Source organism: Sinorhizobium alkalisoli (genome assembly GCF_008932245.1).
Taxonomy (GTDB): domain Bacteria; phylum Pseudomonadota; class Alphaproteobacteria; order Rhizobiales; family Rhizobiaceae; genus Sinorhizobium; species Sinorhizobium alkalisoli.
The window spans coordinates 139,036-158,881 of record NZ_CP034909.1 but is presented as its reverse complement, the minus strand read 5'-3'; the positions used below and the strand labels follow the sequence as shown (position 1 = coordinate 158,881).

13 protein-coding genes are annotated in these 19,846 nt (G+C 62.9%); 7 read left to right on the top strand and 6 right to left on the bottom strand.

Annotation, left to right across the window (positions count from 1 at the left end):
* Positions 1 to 74: 74 nt before the first annotated feature.
* A complete protein-coding gene (locus EKH55_RS00735) occupies positions 75 to 2,618 on the top strand; it encodes a ligase-associated DNA damage response DEXH box helicase (protein WP_069459575.1) in 2,544 nt (847 codons plus the stop codon).
* A gap of 7 nt (positions 2,619 to 2,625) precedes the next feature.
* Positions 2,626 to 3,351, top strand: coding sequence for a ligase-associated DNA damage response endonuclease PdeM (pdeM, locus tag EKH55_RS00730; RefSeq protein WP_151610789.1), 726 nt, complete (start codon positions 2,626 to 2,628; stop codon positions 3,349 to 3,351).
* Between the two features lie 6 nt (positions 3,352 to 3,357).
* Here pdeM and EKH55_RS00725 read toward each other — a convergent pair whose 3' ends face one another.
* The 3 genes from EKH55_RS00725 to choX all read right to left on the bottom strand — a co-directional run bounded on the left by EKH55_RS00725 (position 3,358) and on the right by choX (position 6,398).
* Positions 3,358 to 3,594, bottom strand: coding sequence for an Lrp/AsnC ligand binding domain-containing protein (locus EKH55_RS00725; protein ID WP_034859316.1), 237 nt, complete (start codon positions 3,592 to 3,594; stop codon positions 3,358 to 3,360).
* A gap of 204 nt (positions 3,595 to 3,798) precedes the next feature.
* Positions 3,799 to 5,310, bottom strand: coding sequence for a choline-sulfatase (betC, locus tag EKH55_RS00720; protein ID WP_151610788.1), 1,512 nt, complete (start codon positions 5,308 to 5,310; stop codon positions 3,799 to 3,801).
* Between the two features lie 137 nt (positions 5,311 to 5,447).
* Complete coding sequence (gene choX, locus EKH55_RS00715; RefSeq protein WP_427915833.1) at positions 5,448 to 6,398, bottom strand: choline ABC transporter substrate-binding protein; 951 nt, start codon at positions 6,396 to 6,398, stop codon at positions 5,448 to 5,450.
* Between the two features lie 95 nt (positions 6,399 to 6,493).
* Between choX and EKH55_RS00710 the strand changes: the two genes are divergently transcribed.
* Positions 6,494 to 7,435 carry a choline sulfate utilization transcriptional regulator gene (locus tag EKH55_RS00710; protein WP_151610787.1) on the top strand — a complete coding sequence of 314 codons (942 nt, stop codon included), beginning with the start codon at positions 6,494 to 6,496 and terminating at the stop codon, positions 7,433 to 7,435.
* 2 nt (positions 7,436 to 7,437) lie between these two features.
* On the opposite strand, the gene EKH55_RS00705 is transcribed toward EKH55_RS00710, so the two are convergent.
* From EKH55_RS00705 to EKH55_RS00695, 3 genes are all read right to left on the bottom strand, one after another.
* Entirely contained in the window at positions 7,438 to 8,253 is an 816-nt protein-coding gene (locus EKH55_RS00705; RefSeq protein WP_069459579.1) for a TIGR02186 family protein, read from the bottom strand.
* 60 nt (positions 8,254 to 8,313) lie between these two features.
* A complete protein-coding gene (locus EKH55_RS00700) occupies positions 8,314 to 9,240 on the bottom strand; it encodes a sulfite exporter TauE/SafE family protein (protein ID WP_069459580.1) in 927 nt (308 codons plus the stop codon).
* 434 nt (positions 9,241 to 9,674) lie between these two features.
* Entirely contained in the window at positions 9,675 to 13,295 is a 3,621-nt protein-coding gene (locus tag EKH55_RS00695; protein ID WP_151610786.1) for a peptidoglycan-binding protein, read from the bottom strand.
* Between the two features lie 381 nt (positions 13,296 to 13,676).
* Between EKH55_RS00695 and EKH55_RS00690 the strand changes: the two genes are divergently transcribed.
* The 4 genes from EKH55_RS00690 to EKH55_RS00675 all read left to right on the top strand — a co-directional run bounded on the left by EKH55_RS00690 (position 13,677) and on the right by EKH55_RS00675 (position 19,744).
* Positions 13,677 to 15,473 (top strand): acyl-CoA dehydrogenase C-terminal domain-containing protein, encoded by a 1,797-nt coding sequence (locus EKH55_RS00690; RefSeq protein WP_151610785.1) that lies wholly within the window; start codon positions 13,677 to 13,679, stop codon positions 15,471 to 15,473.
* A gap of 108 nt (positions 15,474 to 15,581) precedes the next feature.
* Entirely contained in the window at positions 15,582 to 16,790 is a 1,209-nt protein-coding gene (locus EKH55_RS00685; protein ID WP_069459583.1) for an acetyl-CoA C-acetyltransferase, read from the top strand.
* 21 nt (positions 16,791 to 16,811) lie between these two features.
* On the top strand, positions 16,812 to 19,025 hold the full coding sequence (locus tag EKH55_RS00680; protein WP_069459584.1) for an FAD-dependent oxidoreductase: 2,214 nt from the start codon (positions 16,812 to 16,814) through the stop codon (positions 19,023 to 19,025).
* 68 nt (positions 19,026 to 19,093) lie between these two features.
* Positions 19,094 to 19,744, top strand: coding sequence for a LysE family translocator (locus EKH55_RS00675; RefSeq protein ID WP_246231750.1), 651 nt, complete (start codon positions 19,094 to 19,096; stop codon positions 19,742 to 19,744).
* The last annotated feature ends 102 nt before the right edge of the window (positions 19,745 to 19,846 follow it).

Genomic DNA, 19,846 nt, shown 5'->3' with positions numbered 1-19,846 from the left:
AAGAGCCGCCACGGCCGGGATGAACCGATCGGCCGGCGGATCGACGCTTCTCTTTTGCCGCACATGATCTACCTTTGTTCCCCGTGAACAGGATCGATTCCCCTTTGCCGAAGCGTGATGCTTTGACGTTGCCGGCGCCCTTTCTCCGGTGGTTCGCCGACAAGGGCTGGCGACCGCGCGCGCATCAGCTCGAATTGCTCTCCCGCGCGGAAGCCGGGGAGAGCACACTTCTGATAGCTCCGACCGGCGCAGGCAAGACACTTGCCGGCTTCCTGCCATCCCTCATCGATCTCACGCGGCGCGGCAGGATCCCGCCGGGCTCTGCCTTCGTCGGCATCCACACGCTCTATATCTCGCCGCTGAAAGCGCTCGCCGTCGACATCGAGCGCAACCTGATGAAGCCCGTCGGCGAGATGGGACTTCCCGTCCGGATCGAAAACCGCACTGGCGATACGCCGCAGGGCAAGCGCCAGCGGCAGAAGGCGAACCCGCCAGACATCCTGCTGACGACCCCCGAGCAGCTCGCGCTGCTTCTCGCCGATGGCGAGGCGGGACGCTTCTTCAAGGACCTGCGCTATGTCGTGCTCGACGAATTGCATTCGCTGGTAACTTCGAAGCGCGGGCATCTGCTTTCCCTCGGGCTCGCGCGGCTGCGGCGGTTGGCGCCCCGCCTGCAATCGATCGGGCTTTCGGCAACGGTCGCCGAGCCGATGGAACTGCAGCGCTGGCTGGTGGCGCAGCCTCCGGACGGCGATGGCCATGCCGGCCTGATCACCGTTTCCGGCGGCGCCAAGCCGGAGATTTCGATCCTGCGCTCAGACAAACACGTGCCTTGGGCCGGGCACTCTGCCCGCTATGCGATCGCCGATGTCTACGAGGCGATCAAGGCGCATGGCACGACGCTGCTCTTCGTCAACACGCGCAGCCAGGCGGAAATGCTGTTCCAGGAGCTCTGGACCATCAACGACGACCACCTGCCGATCGCATTGCACCACGGCTCGCTCGACGTCGCCCAGCGCCGGAAGGTCGAGGCGGCAATGGCCGAGAACCGGCTGCGCGCCGTCGTCGCCACCTCGACGCTCGATCTCGGCATCGATTGGGGCGATGTCGACCTGGTGGTCCATGTCGGCGCCCCGAAGGGCGCGAGCCGGCTCGCCCAGCGCATCGGCCGCGCCAATCACCGCATGGACGAGCCGAGCCGCGCCCTCCTCGTGCCGGCCAACCGCTTCGAGGTGATGGAATGCCAGGCCGCGCTCGACGCCAACTATATCGGCGCGCAGGATACGCCGCCGATCGGCCGGGGTGCGCTCGACGTGCTCGCGCAACATGTGCTCGGCAGGGCCTGTGCCGGCCCTTTCGATGCGGTCGAGCTGCACGACGAAATCACCACCGCCCTGCCCTACCGCGACCTCTCGTGGGAGACCTTCGAACGGGTCGTCGATCTCGTCGCCACCGGCGGCTATGCGCTCAGGACCTATGAGCGTTACGCTCGTATCCGCAAGACGAAGGAGGGCCTTTGGCGAGTTTCGAACCCGATGGTGGCGCAGCAATATCGGCTGAATGTCGGGACGATCGTGGAATCGCCGATGCTGAACGTCCGGCTGGTGAAACGCAATGCCCGCGGCTCGCTCGGCCGCGGCGGCATGTCGCTCGGCAAGGTAGAGGAGTACTTTCTCGAATTGCTGTCGCCGGGCGACACGTTTCTCTTCTCCGGCAAGGTTCTGCGCTTCGAAGGCATCCGCGAGAGCGAGTGCCTCGTCTCGCAAGCCTTTTCCTTCGATCCGAAGGTGCCGAGCTATGCCGGCGGCAAGTTCCCGCTTTCGACCTATCTCGCGACGCAGGTGCGAAAAATGCTCGCCGATCCCGCCCGCCGCGCGCCACTTCCCGATCAGGTGCGCGACTGGCTGGCGCTGCAGCAGGATGTCTCGATGCTGCCGCCGGAGGACCAGCTCCTGATCGAGACCTTTCCGCGCGGCAGCCGCCATTACATGGTCATCTATGCCTTCGAAGGGCGGCTCGCGCACCAGACGCTCGGCATGCTCATCACCCGCAGGCTCGACCGCGCCGGGCTGAAGCCGCTCGGCTTCGTCGCCACCGACTATTCGCTCGCCGTCTGGGCGCTCGATGATTTGGGCTCGGCCTTCCGCACCGGCGCACCCTCGCTTGGAGACCTCCTCGACGAGGACATGCTGGGCGACGACCTCGAGGCCTGGCTCAACGAGTCCTTCCTTCTCAAGCGTACCTTCCGCAACTGCGCAGTCATCGCCGGCCTCATCGAGCAACGCCACCCCGGCAAGGAGAAGACCGGCCGGCAGATCACGGTTTCCGCCGACCTCATTTACGACGTATTGCGGATTCACGAGCCGGATCACATTCTCCTGGAGGCAACCAGGAACGACGCGGCGACGGGCCTCTTGGACATCGACCGGCTCGGCTCCATGTTGAAGCGAATCAAAGGCCACGTCGCCCATCGCCGGCTCGATCGCATCTCGCCGCTCGCCATCCCGGTGATGCTGGAAATCGGGCGGGAATCGGTCCATGGAGAAGCACAGGACTTCCTGCTCACGGAAGCGGCCGATGAGCTGATCAGCGAGGCGATGGGCCTCACAGAGGAATAGGACAGGAATGCATCGGCTCGTCCACGCGACATCGGCCCCTGCTGGGTGTGCTCTTTTCCAGGCGCGCACGACGATCAACGGCGTCGCGGCCATCTGCGATGCGCTGGGGGGTCTTTATCTTCCCGAGAGCCGAACGCTCGTCGTCTCCGACCTTCACCTGGAAAAAGGCTCCGCCTTCGCCCGCCGCGGCATGATGCTGCCGCCCTACGACACGATCGCGACGCTACGCATCCTGGAGGCGGTTCTCGCGCGCCATGATCCGAAGACTGTCATCAGTCTTGGCGACAACTTCCACGACCGCAGGGGCTCGGCGGCGATGCCGGAAAACTTTCGCCAGATGATCTGCTCCATGGCGCACGGGCGCGACTGGATCTGGATCAACGGCAACCACGATCCGGACGGCGCATTCGGACTGCCGGGCGCCTTCATGGATGAACTGCGGCACGCGGGGCTCGTCTTCCGACACGAGCCATCCCTGAAGGACGGCCTCGGCGAGATCGCCGGCCACTTGCATCCCTCGGCTACCGTGCGGCGCCGCGAGAGATCGGTTCGCCGGCCCTGTTTCGCGACGGACGGCAAACGGCTGCTCATGCCCGCCTTCGGTGTGACCACCGGCGGGTTGGACCTCCGGCACCGCGCCATGAATGGGCTCTTCGATCGCCAGTACCTCGTCGCCCATATGATGGGACGCGACCGGATCTATTCCGTCCGCTTCGCCAACCTGCTCGGATAGAAGCCTTCAGAACGCGTTGAAGGTGAGCGTCGTCAAGGAACGGGAGATACCCGGCACGCTGGCTATATTGTCGTTGATGAACTTGCCGACGTCCTGACCCTCCTCGACATAGATCTTCAGAAGCAGGTCGTAGTCACCACTGGTCGAATACATCTCCGAGACGATTTCCTTGCGGTAGATCTCGTCGGCAACTTCGTAGGTTTTGCCGGGGGCGCATTGCAATTGCACGAAAATCGGCTTCATTGGCTTCCTCTGCTTTTCCGGGAGCGGATCCGTGGCCCAACTCCTCCCCGTTCGCGTCGATCGGTCAGGACCGTCTGGGATACTGTCGTGCGCTTCCATAAACCGCAACAGGGCAAAAGGAAATGCGTCCGCTTCAGCCGGCGCCACTGTCCAGCTGAATGAGGCGAAGACGTTAGATCATATCTGTGGGACGAGCATCGCGCCTCAATCCCGAGGAAACCGCTGCTTTTCCTCGAGCACGTTGAGATCCATGTGGTTGCGCATGTATCGCTCGGAGGCCTTCTGCAACGGCTGGAAATCCCAAGGGTAGTAGGCGCCGTTCCTCAGCGCCGGATACACCACCCAGCGACGGGCTTGGCTTTCACGCACCGCAGCGTCAAAGGCGGCGAGACTCCAACGCTTGTTTGCTTCGGCGAGCAAGCTGGTGAGGGCTTCGCTGTGTTCCGCATTTGACGCAAGGTCCGTCAATTCATCGGGATCAGAGCTGACGTCGAACAGCAGCGGCGGATCCTCGTCGCAGAGCGTCAATTTGTATGCTCCCGATCGCAACCCCACGAGCGGCGCCACTGAGCCTTCTGCCGCGTATTCCATCGGCACCGGACCCCGGTCGGCCTCAGCCCGCACCAGCGGCGCGAGATCTTCGCCGTCGGTCCAAGGGAGGATCGAAGCGATATCCAAGCCGGCGATCGAGGCGACAGTCGGCGTTACGTCGAGCGTCGACACCGGTGCGTCGACCCTGCCCGGCTTCCAGCCAGGCGCCGAGATCATCAGTGGCACGCGCGCCGAGCCTTCGAAGAAGCTCATCTTGAACCAGAGGCCACGTTCGCCCAGCATGTCGCCATGGTCGGATACGAACAGTATGGCGGTATTCCCGGCCATGCCGGTCCGCTCGAGCACGTCGAGAATCTCGCCGATTTTCTCGTCCACGTAGGAGATGCTGGCGAAATAGCCGCGCCGTGCGCGCCGTACGTCATCCGCCGAAATGTCGAATGACCGGTAGTCGCAAGCCTCCAGGAGGCGCCGCGAATGCGGGTCCTGCTGTTCAAAGGGAATGGGTCCGATCTTCGGGTCCAGCGCAGGACAGCCCTCGTAAAGATCCCAGAAGCGCTTGCGAGCGACATAGGGATCGTGCGGATGGGTGAAACTAACCGTCAGGCTCCACGGTCGATCGTCATTGCCGCGCGCAAGATCGTAGAGCTTGCGGGTGGCGTTGTAGGCAACCTCGTCGTCGTATTCCATCTGGTTGGTGATCTCGGCCACCCCGGCACCCGTGACGGAGCCGAGATTGTGATACCACCAGTCGATGCGCTCCCCCGGCTTACGGTAGTCCGGCGTCCAACCGAAATCCGCCGGATAGATATCCGTCGTCAACCGCTCCTCGAAACCATGCAGTTGATCGGGGCCGACGAAATGCATCTTTCCCGAGAGGCAAGTCTGATATCCTCCGGCCCTGAGGTGGTGCGCATAGGTCGGTATGTCCGAGGCAAATTCGGCAGCGTTGTCGTAGACGCGTGTGCGGCTCGGGAGTTGACCGGACATGAAGGACGCCCGTGCCGGAGCGCAAAGCGGGCTGGCGGTGTAGGTATTGGCAAAGCGAACCGAGCGCTCTGCCAAGCCCCTGAGATGAGGCGCATGCAGAAAATCGGCGGGACCATCGGGAAACAGAGTTCCGTTGAACTGGTCGACCATCAGGATCAGGATGTTTGGCCGCGTCATTGGATTCGTCCTTCAGTCTAGCGCATCGCCCCGGCGATCGTACCTGTTTTCGGAAGTGCGATGCACAATTTCAAAGAATTACAGCGACCTTTGCGCGTCTGAAAAGACGCGCGGCGCTGGCAGTCACGCACGTCGGCTTAGAGTCCGAGAGAGGCTTTCACGCTGTCCAATCCGGGACCACCGTCGAAGGTCGTAACGCCCGCGAGCCACTTGTCGAGCGACTGCGGATTCTCGCTGAGCCACGCCGCTGCGGCTTCCTCCGGTTTGTCGCCTTCCAGGATCTTGCCCATCAACGTGTTTTCCATTGCCATGTCGAAGGTGAGATTCTTGAACAAGTTGGCACCGTTGGGGCACATCTTCGTCCAGCCGGTCCGCGCGAGCGTATAGACCTCCGCGCCACCGTAATTGGCCCCGAAATAGGCGTCGCCACCGGAAAGATAGGTGATGTCAAACCGGTTGTTCATGGGATGCGGCGCCCAGGCGAGAAAAACGATTGCCGCCTCCTTCTGTGCAGCGCGCTCCACCTGGGCCAGCATCGCCTGTTCGCTCGACTGGACCAGCTGCCAGTCTCCAAGCCCGAAATCATTTGCGCCGATCATTTTTTCGATGCTGGCATTGGCCGGTGCCCCCGTCTCGATACCATAGATCAGTCGCTCGAACTCTTCACCATGCGTCTGGAGATCAGAAAAGTCCTTGATGCCGCGTTCCGCGACATAGGATGGTACAGCCAGCGTGAACTTAGCGCCATCGAGGTTACGATTGACGATCTCGACGGCGTCAGCCTTCTGCAGGTCCTCTATGAAAGCGCTCTGGGCCGGCATCCAGTTGCCGAGGAAGATGTCGATCTCCCCGTTCTTCATCGACTCGTAGCCGATAGGCACGGAGAGCGTTTTGATGTCGGGCTCATAGCCAAGTGCCTCGAGCAGGACGCGCGCGACGGCATTCGTTGCAGTGATGTCCGTCCAGCCCGGGTCAGACATGCGGATCACCTTGCAGGCCTCATCCTCCGCGGCCTGGACTGGCGCCATACCGGCAAGCGACAGGAACAATCCCAAGGCGAGGCAGGTGCTGACTGCATTCATCATCATGTTACTCCCCTGAACTATTTGATTTCCGTATTCGTGCCGCTATTCTAAATCCCTGTGAAGTCGGGTTTTCTTGATTCTTCCCATAAGGCCTTTCTATGAGACAGAGAGTGGTCGATCTCGGCTGGCTGCGGCTTTTCGTGGAGGTGGCAAAGCGTGGCAACCTGACATCCGCTGCGGCTGCGCTTGGAATTTCGCAGCCGGCGATCAGCTACCAAATTCGACGCATAGAGGACCAGATCGGAGTGGATCTGCTAACCCGCGTCCACCGCGGTGTCGAACTCACGCCCGCGGGCCAGAGGCTTTACGACATTGCGAAACGGGCGGTCGACGAAATCGACGATGCCGTTGGCGCTTTTCGCGCCGACCAGGAAAGATCGACGATCCGGTTGCTGACGGATTATGCATTTGCGTCGCTCTGGCTGATGCCTCGAATGCATGCATTCCGGCTTCTATATCCGGAGTTGGACATCCAGATCGTCGCGACGCAAAGGCTTCAGCGGGAACTGTTGAGAGATAACGACATCGCCGTCGCTTTCGGCGCGCAGCGCGATTTCGGCGACGATGTCATATTGCTCTTACCGGAAGCGGTCACGCCCGTGTGCACACCGGCTTTCGCCGAACAGAACGGCCCCTTCGCAGATGTCTCGTCGCTCGCGAGATCAACCTTGATACATCTCGATAGCTCGGCGCCTTCGCCCTGGTTCGAATGGCGCACCTATTTATCGCATTTCAAGGCGGTGAGAGACGTGCAGTCGGGACATGTCGATCTGAGCTTCAACACCTATTCGCTTGTCGTGCAAGCCGCCGTCGGCGGCCAGGGAATTGCGATCGGGTGGAAGGGCCTCGTGGATGAACACATTTCCTCGGGCCTTCTGGTGCCCGTCGGCCCCACTCTCGAGGTCCGCGAGCGCGGCTACTGCCTGGTCCGGCCTGCGCGGGCGAGCCAACCGGTCAGCCGCCTCGGCAATTGGCTGTTGAGTGAGGCGAAAGCACAGGCCGCACTTCAGGATGGCTGCGAAGCGGGAAAGACCTCCTGACCCTAGTCCTTTCGGAAGAGCAGGCTTGCGCCCCAGCCGGTGATGACAGCCAGCGCCACGGCAAGGAGACCATAGGCGAGGGGCTGGTCATGCGCGGCCCGGGTGATGGCCTGTTCGAGACCGGTCTTGACGACCCGGAGCGACAGCGCCTTGGCGGCGACGAACAGCCCGTCCCGGAACAGATAGGCGCGCACGACGTGAATGCCGTTCGGTACGTTGGCCGGCAGCCGCACGGAGGCCTTGAACAGGCTCGAACTGATGAACTGCACGCCGCCCGGATCCCGCTGGTAGACGCCGCTTTCCTCCCGCAGGCGCCGGAAGGCATTGCGAAATTCGCCGAGATTGCTGCCGTCGCCAAAGAAACCGAGCGGCACCAGGCGCATGTGATCGACGCCGATCCCCATATTGGCAATGTCGCGCGGCGGTGCGATCGTTGCAATGTCGCGCGTGCTTGACAGCGAGTAGGCTTCGGGAACCAGCTCGAAGGTCATCGACTGCGTGTTGACCCAGATGCCGAAGACCCGCTCCTTCTTGCGCACCGTCGCATTGTCCTTCGGGCCTTCGAGGGCGACGACGACGTTGTATTTGCCCTGGGCGAGAAGGTTGGGATCGAAGCCGTCGATGGCGCCGAAAATCGTCAGGTCGGCGCCGCGAAAGTCGGAGGTGATGGCGATCTCGTCGGTCGAGATACCGATCTCGAGCTTCTCGTTGAAATTCGTGATCTGCCGCTCCAGGGGCCGTACCGGCGCCTGCGCCGCGGCCGGCGCGGCAGCGGCCAGAACAAGGACCGTCAGCAAAAGGCGGAGGCTAGCCCGCATTTCTCACACTCCTTGGGCCCTGCGTTGGATTGTGGCGAGTTGGATACGGGCTAGTGACCATCAGTATCCGAACCCCCCCGAGACGACCGAATAGACATTCTCCGGCGGAATGACGAGGTCGATCGCGAGCCGGATCCCGACGGCGAGCACGAGCAGCGCCAGCAGCGCCCGCAACTGTTCGCCACGCAGACGCTGGCCGACGCGCACGCCGTATTGCGCCCCGATGACACCGGCGATCATCAGCACGAAGGCGAGCACGATATCGACGGTGTAGTTCGTCGACGCCTGGACGAGAACCGTGTAGGCGGAGACGAACACGATCTGGAACAACGAGGTGCCGACGACGACATTGGTCGGGATGCGCAAGAGATAGATCATCGCCGGCACCATGATGAAGCCGCCGCCGACGCCCATGATCGAGGTCAACATGCCGATCGAGAAGCCGAGCGTGGCGACCGGAATGACGCTCAGATAGATTTTCGACTTCTTGAAGCGCATCTTCAGCGGCAGGCCGTGGATCCAGATATGCTGCCCGGGCCGGCGCAAGGCAGTCGGCAGATTCTTGGCAGCCTTGCGCATGGCGCCGAGGCTCTCCCAGAGCATCAACCCGCCGACGGAGCCGAGCAGCACGACATAGAGCAAAGAGATCACCAGATCGAGTTGGCCCATGCGGCGCAGCAACGAAAACAGCCAGACGCCGACGGTCGCCCCGACGAGGCCGCCGCCGAGCAGCACTGTGCCGAGCTTGACGTCGATCGTGCCGCGGCGGAAATGCGTGATCGCGCCGGAGATCGAGGAGGCAACTACCTGGTTGGCGCCTGTCGCCACCGCCACCACCGGCGGAATGTTGTAGAAGATCAGCAGCGGCGTGATCAGGAAACCGCCGCCAACCCCGAACATGCCCGACAAAAAACCGACAGCCGCGCCCATGCCGAGAATGACGAAAATATTCACCGACAACTCTGCAATGGGCAGATAGACCGTCACGGCCGAACCTCGATGTATCAACAGCCCGCGGCGCGGGCGGCAACTGCAACTTCACAACCCCTAAACCGGAAACGATTTAGGAATTGTGCATGCCTTGAATTCTCCGCATGGCTCACGCCTTCAAGAGGCGCGGCGCGATGCGTCGAAGCGGATGGTGATTCACCACGAGCAGGGATGTAGCGGCAGACGGCCCACCTCCGAGGGACAGCAGACTGCACCTCCCCTCATGCGCCCCAGGTCCGAAACTGTCAACCTTGCCGGGCACATGGCAGGCAAATGGCGCGCAACTTCCGTGCTGACAGCGCTGTGGCGCCTATCTGCGGCATTATTGGGGCGTTTTTCTCGCGGCTGCGGAAAGAGCGTAGCCGGGCCGGCGGGCAAGTGCGACTGGGGTTCTGTGTGCGCCTGGACGTACTGCGCCGGAGCTGGTTTCGTTACGCGTTGCGCTTCAAGAGCTCTCTCACCAGCGCGTCCGTGATCTCCCCGGTCGGCTCATGACCGATCGATTTCTGGAAGGCCTTGATCGCGGCGATCGTCTTCCTGCCCATCTGCCCATCCGCCGGACCGGAATCGAAGCCGTTATTGTTGAGGATGGCCTGGATGTTGCGCACGGCTTTTGTCATGTCGACCGACGCCGTTTTTGTCGAGTTCCCGACCCAGGCGTCCGGCACCTCGACCGTATTGGCCTTGGCGTCGACCGGCTGTGCCTTCCATGCGTCGATCTTCGCCTTGGCGCTCGAAAGCACGTCCGGGTTCATCGCCCTGGCGATCTCGTCCCGCTTCTCGGCCGCGTCCTTGTCGCCGTCACGGGCTGCGATGGCAAACCACTTGTACGCCTCCTCGAGGCTCTGAGCGACGCCATTGCCGCGGGCATAGAGCACGGCGAGATTGAACTGACTGTCGCGGACGCCGAAGTTGGCGGCCTTCTCGAACCACCTTGCCGCCTCCACGAAATCCGGGGCGCCGTCGCGTCCGCTCGCGAGCATGACTGCGAGATTGTGGATCGCACTCGCATTGCCCGCTTCCGCAGCCTTCAGGTAGAGCACCTTGGCCCTGGCGGCATCGCGCTCGACGCCGGCCCCTTTCTCGTAAAGATTGGCGAGCCTGTAATCCGCCGGCACGACACCGGCATCGGCCGCACGCTGGTACCATTTGGCGGCCTCGGCGAGATCCTCCTTCACGCCGCGGCCCTCGGTGAAGCGGGCGCCGATCTCATAAAATGCCAGCGGGTCACCGCCCTTGGCCGCCGTCACCAGTGCCGGCGGTCCGAACCCTTCCGGCAGAACGACGTCGATCGCCTTCGCCTGTTCGAGCGCCGGAACCCCGGACGCCTCATGCGAGGAATGTTCGAATGATGAAACGGGACCCGTTGTCCCTGCCGCCGGCTGCAGCAGAGGTGCAGCACCCGCGCCGCGGGCGGCGGGACTTGCAGCATCTTCCTCGTCAGCAGCGGAGGCGGCCTGCGCCGCCCCTGCCGGCGCATCGCCCGCCGGCTCTTCAGCGGCCGTTTCAGAAGTTGCGGCGGGAGCTGTTTCAACCGCAGTTGCGGCGTTCGGCTGCGCGCCTTCAGGTTCCGCCCGACGTTCGATCGCCACTGCCGGCTGAGCCGGTGCTTCCTTGCCCTTCAGCATCGTGCTGACGAGCGGATAGGACATGATCGCCAACAGCACCGCGCCGACCGCCATCAGGATCGGGCGGCGATGACGGGCCAAAGCGCCGGAGAACGCCGAGGGCGCCCTGTTGTCCCTGGCCCGGTTATGCATGTCGGCCTCTTCCACGGCAAGCTGTGCCGCACGGCGCGCGGCGGCGATGAAATCCGCCTTGTCGCCACCGGGTGCCTGCTGACCGCCACGTGCCATTTGACCGGCGCGGACCCGTTCGAGGATCTTTTTGACGTCGGGAACACCGGAACCGGGCTCAAGGAGCAGATTGGCTTCCTCGGTCGCAAGCATTTCGGAGGGGTCGATCGACGGGGCCGGTTCGACAAGCTGTCGCGCCTGCGCCGGTGGCGCCGCATTGCGCTTGGAAGAAAAACGCCGGGTCAGGCCGGCCAGGAGGCCCGCCTTTGCAGGCTGTTCCTCCACCCGCTCCACGGTCGAAATATCAAGCGAAACCATGGATTCGGCCGCAGCCGGCTCCGCAACGAAATCTCTGCTCTCGGATTGCAGCGCCCGTACGCTGCGCTGTAACTCGCCGTCGCGGTAGTCGGGATCCGCAGCCGGAGACGGTTCTTCGAAGTCGGGCTGGGCGGCCTTCGGCATTGCCGGTGCGCCGACGCTCCGTTGCGGCCGGTTCTCCTCCAGCCGCTCGAGCTTTTCAGCGATGTGGACGAGCGTGTCGTGCAGGGCCTCGAAGGTACGCGCGGTCCGGTCGTCGCTCGAACGGCTGAGCTCTTCGAGCGCGCGCAGGTCTTCGGCAAGGGCCGAGATTGCGGCCATGTCGGCGCCTGCCGACGTGTGCGACGAGACGTTCTTGGAATAGGCCTCCATCACCGCTTCAGCCGCCTGCCGAGCGGCTTCGATAATATATTCGTCGCTTGTGGCCAGATAGTCTTCAAGCGCGTTCATGCGGCTCTCGAACTCCGCCGACGCCGCCTGACCGGACTCCCCATGCGGCTGGCTCACAAGCGTGGAGAGATTGCTGATCTGCGCCTCGAGATTGCGCAGGGCCTCGCGATCGTCGAAGGGAGCGGCCTGCGTTTCTTCGAGGCGCTGTGCGATGTCGGCAAGACGGTCTTCGAGCCTGTCGAAGCGAGTATCGCTCATCGGCGCTTCGGCTTGCGCATCCAGCTCGTCGATGCGGCGGGCGAGGTAATCGAGCCTTTCGACGAGCCCGCCATTGAGGCTGCCCTGGTCAAGCGCCTCTATCTTGCGCGAAATATCGGCAAGATAGCCGGTGAGCTCGGGATCGGCGGTGCGTTGGCCGTGCTCGAGAAGAGCTGAAAGATGATCGAGACGCTCCTCGAGCCGGGCGGCCGATCTCTCGCCGGCCAAGTCCTCGACGCGCGCCGACAGTGCCTCGATCCTGGCACCGAGTCCGGAATCGGAGGGGCGGGAGAGATGGTCGATTTGGCGCGAGAGATCGCCGAGCCTGCTTTCCAGGCGATTGACGAAGGACGTGTCCGTGCCGGCATTGCGGCTGTTGACTGCAATCGCCCGGCTGATTTCGTCGAGCCGCGCATCGAGATCGGAAAATTTCGTGGACAGGCGGCGGTCGTCCGGCTGAATCTGGCGGCCGAGCAGTTCGACCGCCTGGGCAACCGCCACGAGCTTATCCTCCAAAGCGTCGATACCGGGGCCTTTGTTCAGGGACGCGATCTGCGTCTTGATCTCGTCGAGTCGGTAGGCGAGCGCCACGAGTTCATCGTCGCGGTTCTGGTCGAAGGCGTTCAGCCGGTCCTCGACCCCGCTCCAGCGATTCTCCATGCGGCGCATGCTGTCTTCGCGCGCCAGGCCGTCAAGCGTCGCGCGAAGGTCGTCGAATTCGGCCCGGAGCGCCTCCGCCTGGGCCGATGGTGCATGCCTGCCGAGCTGACCGATGCTCTCGGCAAGCCGCTGCATATCGGTCCGGACGTCGGCGGCAAAGCCGCGATCCTGCGCCACCTCGGACTTGATGCTGCGGATTTCCGAGCGAAGCGCATGCATCTCGCGGACAAGACCATCGCCGATTTCTCGCTTCAGATCCTGGCGCAAGCCCACGAGCGCCTCGGCGATATCGGTAGCTGCGGAGGGCCGGAGCGAATGCGGTTGATATCGCGTCTCTTCCGGAGACCGGGGGGCCGAACGTTCTGCTTCGCGCGCGGCCAAGCGCTCTCGCAATGGCGAGCGTTCGCGGCCGGCACTGAGTACCCGTTGGCGCTGGAGTATCTCGGAAACGGGATTGTCAGCCGGTGCGCGCGGCCTCTCCCCCTGAGGCGGTTCACGGCTGACGCTGCTCATCAGGCCTTCGATGCGTGCCTCGAGCCCCTCGATGGTGCGATTGAGGGCATCGAGCGAAGACCTGTCGCCATAGGACGGGTTGCCCATGCGCTGAGAATTGGCTCGCGATCCGTTCATTGTCTCTCGCCCCTGTCGTGACCATCATCGAGAGCGCCATAGGAGGGAAGTGCCCTTACATTCAGCGGCGCTCAGCCGATGCGGGCAATGCCGCAACACGGGCGAATCGGACCGGTTGCAGCCTTGACCATCTCAAAGCGCACAATTCAGCGAACGTGGTAAACAAGCCGTTAACTGGTTCGATTTTTAACGATTTGTCAGGCTGCATAGGCTCCCACGGACGAAACTTTTCGGATTCTAATTTTTGACGTTTACGCAAACGTCAAAGTTTTGTAGCATCCTGTACACGTTGCCGCACGCGATGCTCGTGGTGCGTGCTCAAAGGCAGGAAACGGGCAAGCCGCGCGGCGCGGCCCGACGGGATATCAAGGCGAGGAAAGAATGCCCATCTACAAGGCTCCGGTTGAAGACACCCTGTTCATCCTCAACGACGTGCTCGGGATCGAACGCTACCGCAATCTGCCGGGATTCGCGGATGCGACGCCGGACATGCTCGCGGCGATCGTCGGCGAAGCAGCCAGGCTTTCCGAGGAAGTGCTATTCCCGGTCAATCTTTCGGGCGACCAGGAAGGCTGCAGGCGCCACGAGGACGGATCGGTCGCCGTGCCGAAGGGATTCAAGGAGGCCTATGATCTCTACCGTGAGGGGGGCTGGCTCGGTCTCGCGGCGCCGGAGGAGTTCGGTGGCCAGGGCCTGTCCTATACGCTGCATACTGCCGTCGGCGAATACATGTCCTCTGCCAACATGGCGCTGATGATGTATCCCGGCCTGACGCAAGGCGCGATTGCCGCCATCCTGGCACATGGGTCGGACGAACAGAAACGGGCTTACCTGCCGAACTTGGTGGACGGCAACTGGACCGGAACCATGAATCTCACCGAGCCGCATTGCGGTACAGATCTCGGACTGCTGCGTACCAAGGCAGTGCCGAACGGTGACGGAAGCTACCGGATTTCCGGGCAGAAGATCTTCATCTCCGCCGGCGAGCACGACATGTCGGAGAACATCATCCATCTCGTGTTGGCCCGCATCGAAGGTGCCCCGGAAGGCGTCAAGGGCATTTCGCTCTTCATCGTGCCGAAGTTCAAGCTCGCCGCGAATGGCGAGCCCGGCGAGCGCAACGGCGTCTCCTGCGGTGCGATCGAACACAAGATGGGCATTCACGGAAACGCCACCTGCGTCATGAACTACGATGATGCGACCGGCTACTTGATCGGCGTGGAGAACAAGGGCCTCAACGCCATGTTCGTGATGATGAACGAAGCTCGCCTCGGCGTCGGCATGCAGGGGCTGTCGATCGCCGAGATCGCCTACCAGAATGCCGTGAACTATGCCCGCGAGCGGCTGCAGGGCCGATCGCTCTCCGGCGCCAAAGAGCCGGACAAGAAGGCGGACCCGATCATCGTCCATCCCGACATTCGCCGCACGCTGATGACGATCAAGGCCTTCAACGAGGCGGGCCGCGCCTTCACGCTCTGGACGGCGCTGCAATCCGACATCGCCCACCGTTCCGACAACGAGGCGGACCGGCAAATGGCCGATGACTTGCTCAGCCTGATGACGCCGATCCTGAAGGGCGTGCTGACCGACAAGGGTTTCGACCATGCGGTCATGGCGCAGCAAGTCTTCGGCGGCCACGGCTATATAGAAGAGCACGGCATGAGCCAGTATGTGCGCGATGCCCGCATCGCCATGATCTACGAGGGGGCGAACGGTATCCAGGCGCTCGACCTCGTCGGGCGCAAGCTGGCGATGAATGGCGGCCGCGCGGTCATGGCTCTGTTCAAGGAAATCGGCGATTTCTGCGAGGAGAACCGCGGCGCCGACAGGCTCTCCGGCTATACCAAGAGCCTGAAGAAGGGACTGAGCGACCTGCAGGCCTCCACGATGTGGTTCATGCAGAACGCCATGGCCAAGCCCGACAATGCCGGCGCCGGTTCGACCGATTACATGCACCTCTTCGGCCTCGTCGTGCTCGGCTACATGTGGGCGAAGATCGCGAAGACCGCGGAGGAAAAGCTCGCGGCAGGAGCACCAGACAATGCCGATTATCTTAGGAACAAGCTGATCACGGCGCGGTTTTTCATGGAACGCATCATGCCCGAGACGGCGCTTCGCAAGGCCCGCATCGAAACCGGTGCCGACTCGATGATGGCACTGGACGCTGCCGCATTCTGATTTCAAGCTGGAGCTGGCTTGAGGAGAAGCGTGCAGCGTTTTGTCCGCATCCGGCTCCAAGTTTTCATATGCCGGCGCCGGGAGTGCCGCCGAACAGGAGATCAAGAGATGACGAAAGTCTTCGTATACGACCACGTGCGCACGCCGCGCGGCCGTGGCAAGAAGGACGGCGCACTGCACGAAGTGCCCTCCGTCCGCCTTGCAGCCAAGGTGCTCGAGGCGGTGCGCGACCGCAACGGGCTCGACACGTCGACCGTCGACGATGTCATCATGGGTTGCGTCGATCCGGTGATGGATGCGGGCGCGGTGGTCCCGAAGGCGGCTGCCTTCGAGGCCGGCTATTCGACGCGGGCGCCGGGGATGCAGATCTCCCGCTTCTGCGCCTCCGGTCTCGACGCGGTGAATTTCGGCGCTGCCAAGATCGCCCAGGGGGCGGACGACATCGTCATAGCCGGCGGCGTCGAATCGATGTCGCGCATCGGCCTCGGCATGTCGGGCGGCTCCTGGTTCATGGACCCGTCGGTCAATCTGCCGGCCTATTTCATGCCGCAGGGCGTCTCCGCCGACCTGATCGCCACCAAATACGGTTTCTCCCGCGACGACGTCGACGCCTATGCCGTCGAAAGCCAGCAGCGTGCGGCCCATGCCTGGGACAGGGGCTACTTCAAGGACTCTGTCGTGGCGGTCAAGGACCGGAACGGTCTGACCATCCTCGACCGCGACGAGCACATGCGTCCGGGCACCGACATGCAGGCGCTTGCCTCGCTCAATCCGTCCTTCCAGATGCCCGGAGAGATGGGCGGCTTCGAGGCCGTCGCGATCCAGGCGCATCCGGAGATCGAGCGGATCAACTACGTCCACCACGCCGGAAACTCTTCGGGGATCGTCGACGGCGCCGCGGCAGTTCTGCTCGGCTCGAAGGCCGGCGGCGAATCCATGGGATTGAAGCCCCGCGCCCGCATTCGCGCCTTCGCCAATATCGGCTCGGATCCGGCGCTGATGCTGACCGGCCCCGTGGATGTCACCGAGAAGATCCTGAAGCGTGCGGACATGAAGCTGTCCGACATCGATCTCTTCGAACTCAACGAGGCCTTTGCGGCCGTCGTGCTCCGCTTCATGCAGGCCTTCGACATCCCCCACGACCAGATCAACGTCAATGGCGGTGCGATCGCCATGGGTCATCCGCTCGGTGCCACCGGCGCCATGATCCTCGGCACCGTGCTCGACGAGCTCGAGCGCCGCGACCTCAACACCGCCCTGGTTACGCTCTGCATCGGCGCCGGCATGGGCACCGCCACTATCATCGAACGCGTCTGATCCGATCCCGGGAGAGAGAATATGTCTTATACGAACTTCAAGATCGAAACCGACGCCGACGGCATCGTGCTGGTCACCTGGGACATGCCCGAGAAGACGATGAACGTCTTCACTCAGGAGGTGATGGCGGAGCTCGACGCCATTGTCGATCAGACGAGTGGTGATCCGGCCGTCAAGGGCGTCGTCATCACCTCCGGCAAATCCTCCTTCTCCGGCGGTGCCGACCTCACGATGATCAAGTCGATGTTCGCGATCCAGGCCGAAGAAAAGGCGAAGGATCCGGCCAATGCGTCGCAAAAGCTCTTCGATCTCGCTGGCCGGCTGAGCGGCCTCTTCCGCAAGCTTGAAACCTCCGGCAAGCCCTGGGTCTCCGCGATTAACGGCACCTGCATGGGCGGCGCTTTCGAGCTGTCGCTCGCCTGCCATGGGCGTGTCGCCTCCAATGCGAAATCTGTGAAGATCGCGCTGCCTGAGGTCAAGGTCGGCATTTTTCCCGGTGCCGGCGGCACTCAGCGCGTGCCGCGCCTGACCAATACGCAGGACGCGCTGCAGATGATGACGACCGGCTCGTCGCTGACGGCCGCCCGCGCGAAGGCCATGGGTCTCGTGCACGAAGTGGTCGATCCAGACAAGTTGATCGACGCCGCCAAGGGGATGATCAAGAACGGCCTGAAGCCGGTTCAGCCCTGGGACGAAAAGGGATTCAAGCTGCCCGGCGGCGGCATCTGGACGCCGGCTTCCGCGCAGCTCTGGCCCGCGGCCTCGGCCATCCTGCGCCGCGAGACCTATGGCAATTATCCGGGGGCCATCGCCATCCTGAAAAGCGTCTACGAGGGACTGCAGGTTCCCTTCGATACGGGCCTCAGGATCGAGCAGCGCTATTTCACTGAAATCCTGCAGACGACCGAAGCTTTTTCGATGATCCGTTCGCTGTTCATCTCGATGCAGGAGCTCGGCAAGGGCGCCCGCCGGCCGGCCGGCGTGCCGAAGACCGAGTTGAAAAAGGTCGGCGTCATCGGCGCAGGCTTCATGGGCGCCTCGATCGCTTACGTAACGGCCGCCGCCGGGATTCCCGTCACCCTTATCGACCGCGACATGGAAGCGGCCGGAAAGGGCAAAGCGCATTCGGAGGGGCTGGTCAAGGACTCGATCGGCAAAGGCCGGCTAACGAAGGGCGAGGGCGAGGCCCTGCTTTCGCGCATCACGCCGTCGGCCGATTATGGCGATCTCAAGGACGCAGACCTCGTGATCGAGGCGGTCTTCGAAGACCGGCAGGTGAAGAAAGACGTAATCGAGAATGTGGAAGCGGTAATCGCCCAGGATGCGATCTTCGCCTCGAACACCTCGACGCTGCCGATCACCGGCCTCGCCAAGAACTCCAAAAGGCCGGACCAGTTCATCGGTATCCATTTCTTCTCGCCAGTCGAGAAGATGATGCTGACGGAAGTGATCCTCGGGAAGGAGACCGGCGACCGAGCGCTCGCGACGGCGCTCGATTACGTCGCAGCGATCAAGAAGACACCGATCGTCGTCAACGACACGCGCGGCTTCTACGTCAACCGCTGCGTCTTCCGCTATATCCACGAGGCCTATGACATGCTGATAGAGGGCGTGCCGCCGGCGATGATCGAGAACGCCGCCAAGATGGCCGGCATGCCGGTCGGGCCGCTGTCGCTCAACGACGAGGTGGCGATCGACCTCAGCCAAAAGATCCTGAAAGCGACCGTTGCCGATCTCGGCGAGAAAGCCGTCGATCCGCGCCACATGGCGTTGATCGACAAGATGGTCGACGAGTTCGACCGCCGCGGACGCAAGAACGGCAAGGGCTTCTACGAATATCCGGCAAAGCCGGCGAAGAAGTATCTCTGGCCGGGTCTTAAGGAGCTCTATCCGCAGAAGGACGCCGAGAAGATCGATGTCGAGGTGCTGAAGCGGCGCTTCCTCGCGACCATCGCGCTGGAAGCCGCCCGCACGATTGAGGAAGGCATCGTCACCGACCCGCGTGAGGCCGATGTCGGTTCTATCCTAGGCTTCGGTTTTGCGCCGTATACCGGCGGTACGCTCTCCTATATCGACGGCATGGGCGTCAATGCCTTCGTCGAACTCTGCGAAAAGCTCGCCGAAGACTACGGCGACCACTTCAAGCCGACGCCGCTTCTGAAAGACATGGCCGAGAAAGGCGAGACCTTTTATGGCCGCTTCAACCCCTATGGCGAGGCGCAGCGGGCGGCATAGGCTGCGCGCCTCCCGAACGAAGCGAGGGCCGCCCGTCAACCGCGGCCCTTCGTCAGCCTGGCGTCAAATTGAGCAGGATCAAACGGGTCGACGGGCGACCGGGCTATGAGGAAGTGAACAAATTTGCAGAAGCAATCATGCAGCCGCTCCCCTTCGCTCTCGCCGTCTCGCTGCTACTCGCAACACCGGGTCCGACCAACACGCTGCTGTGGTTATCGGGCGCGACGGCCGGCCCGCGCCGTTCCATTCGCCTGCTCGTAGCCGAGGTCTGCGGCTATCTCACCGTAACCATTCCGATATCGATGTTCGCCAGGCCATTCTTAATAGCCCTGCCTGAACTCGGGATACTGCTGAGGTTTGCAGCCGCGGTCTGGGTCCTGTTCTTAGCGCGCTCACTCTGGCTGACGTCGGCGTCGGGGGCCGCTGAGCGGCCGATCGGGGCGGGGCAGGTTTTCGTGACGACGCTTCTCAACCCCAAGGCTCTGGTCGTGGCACTGGTCATCATGCCACAGGTGGGTTTGATGGCAATGCTGCCCTGGCTCGCCTGGTTCGTGGTGCTGACGCTCACTGCCGGCTCGCTCTGGATCGGCGCCGGCGCAATTCTCGGCCGCGGTCCCACTCGCAAGGCCGGTCAGCAGCTGTTCCGCCGAATCGCGGCCGGTTTCCTCGCCTTCTTCTCCCTCGCGATGGCGGGCAGCGCGCTTGCCACGGTTGTCTGATCTTCAGCGGGCGTGGCCGCACGTCTCCCAGCGGCCGAACGCCGTTGCGGGGGCACACAACTGGTGCAATAGTACAAGCAGTTCCGAGCGGCATGGAGAGAG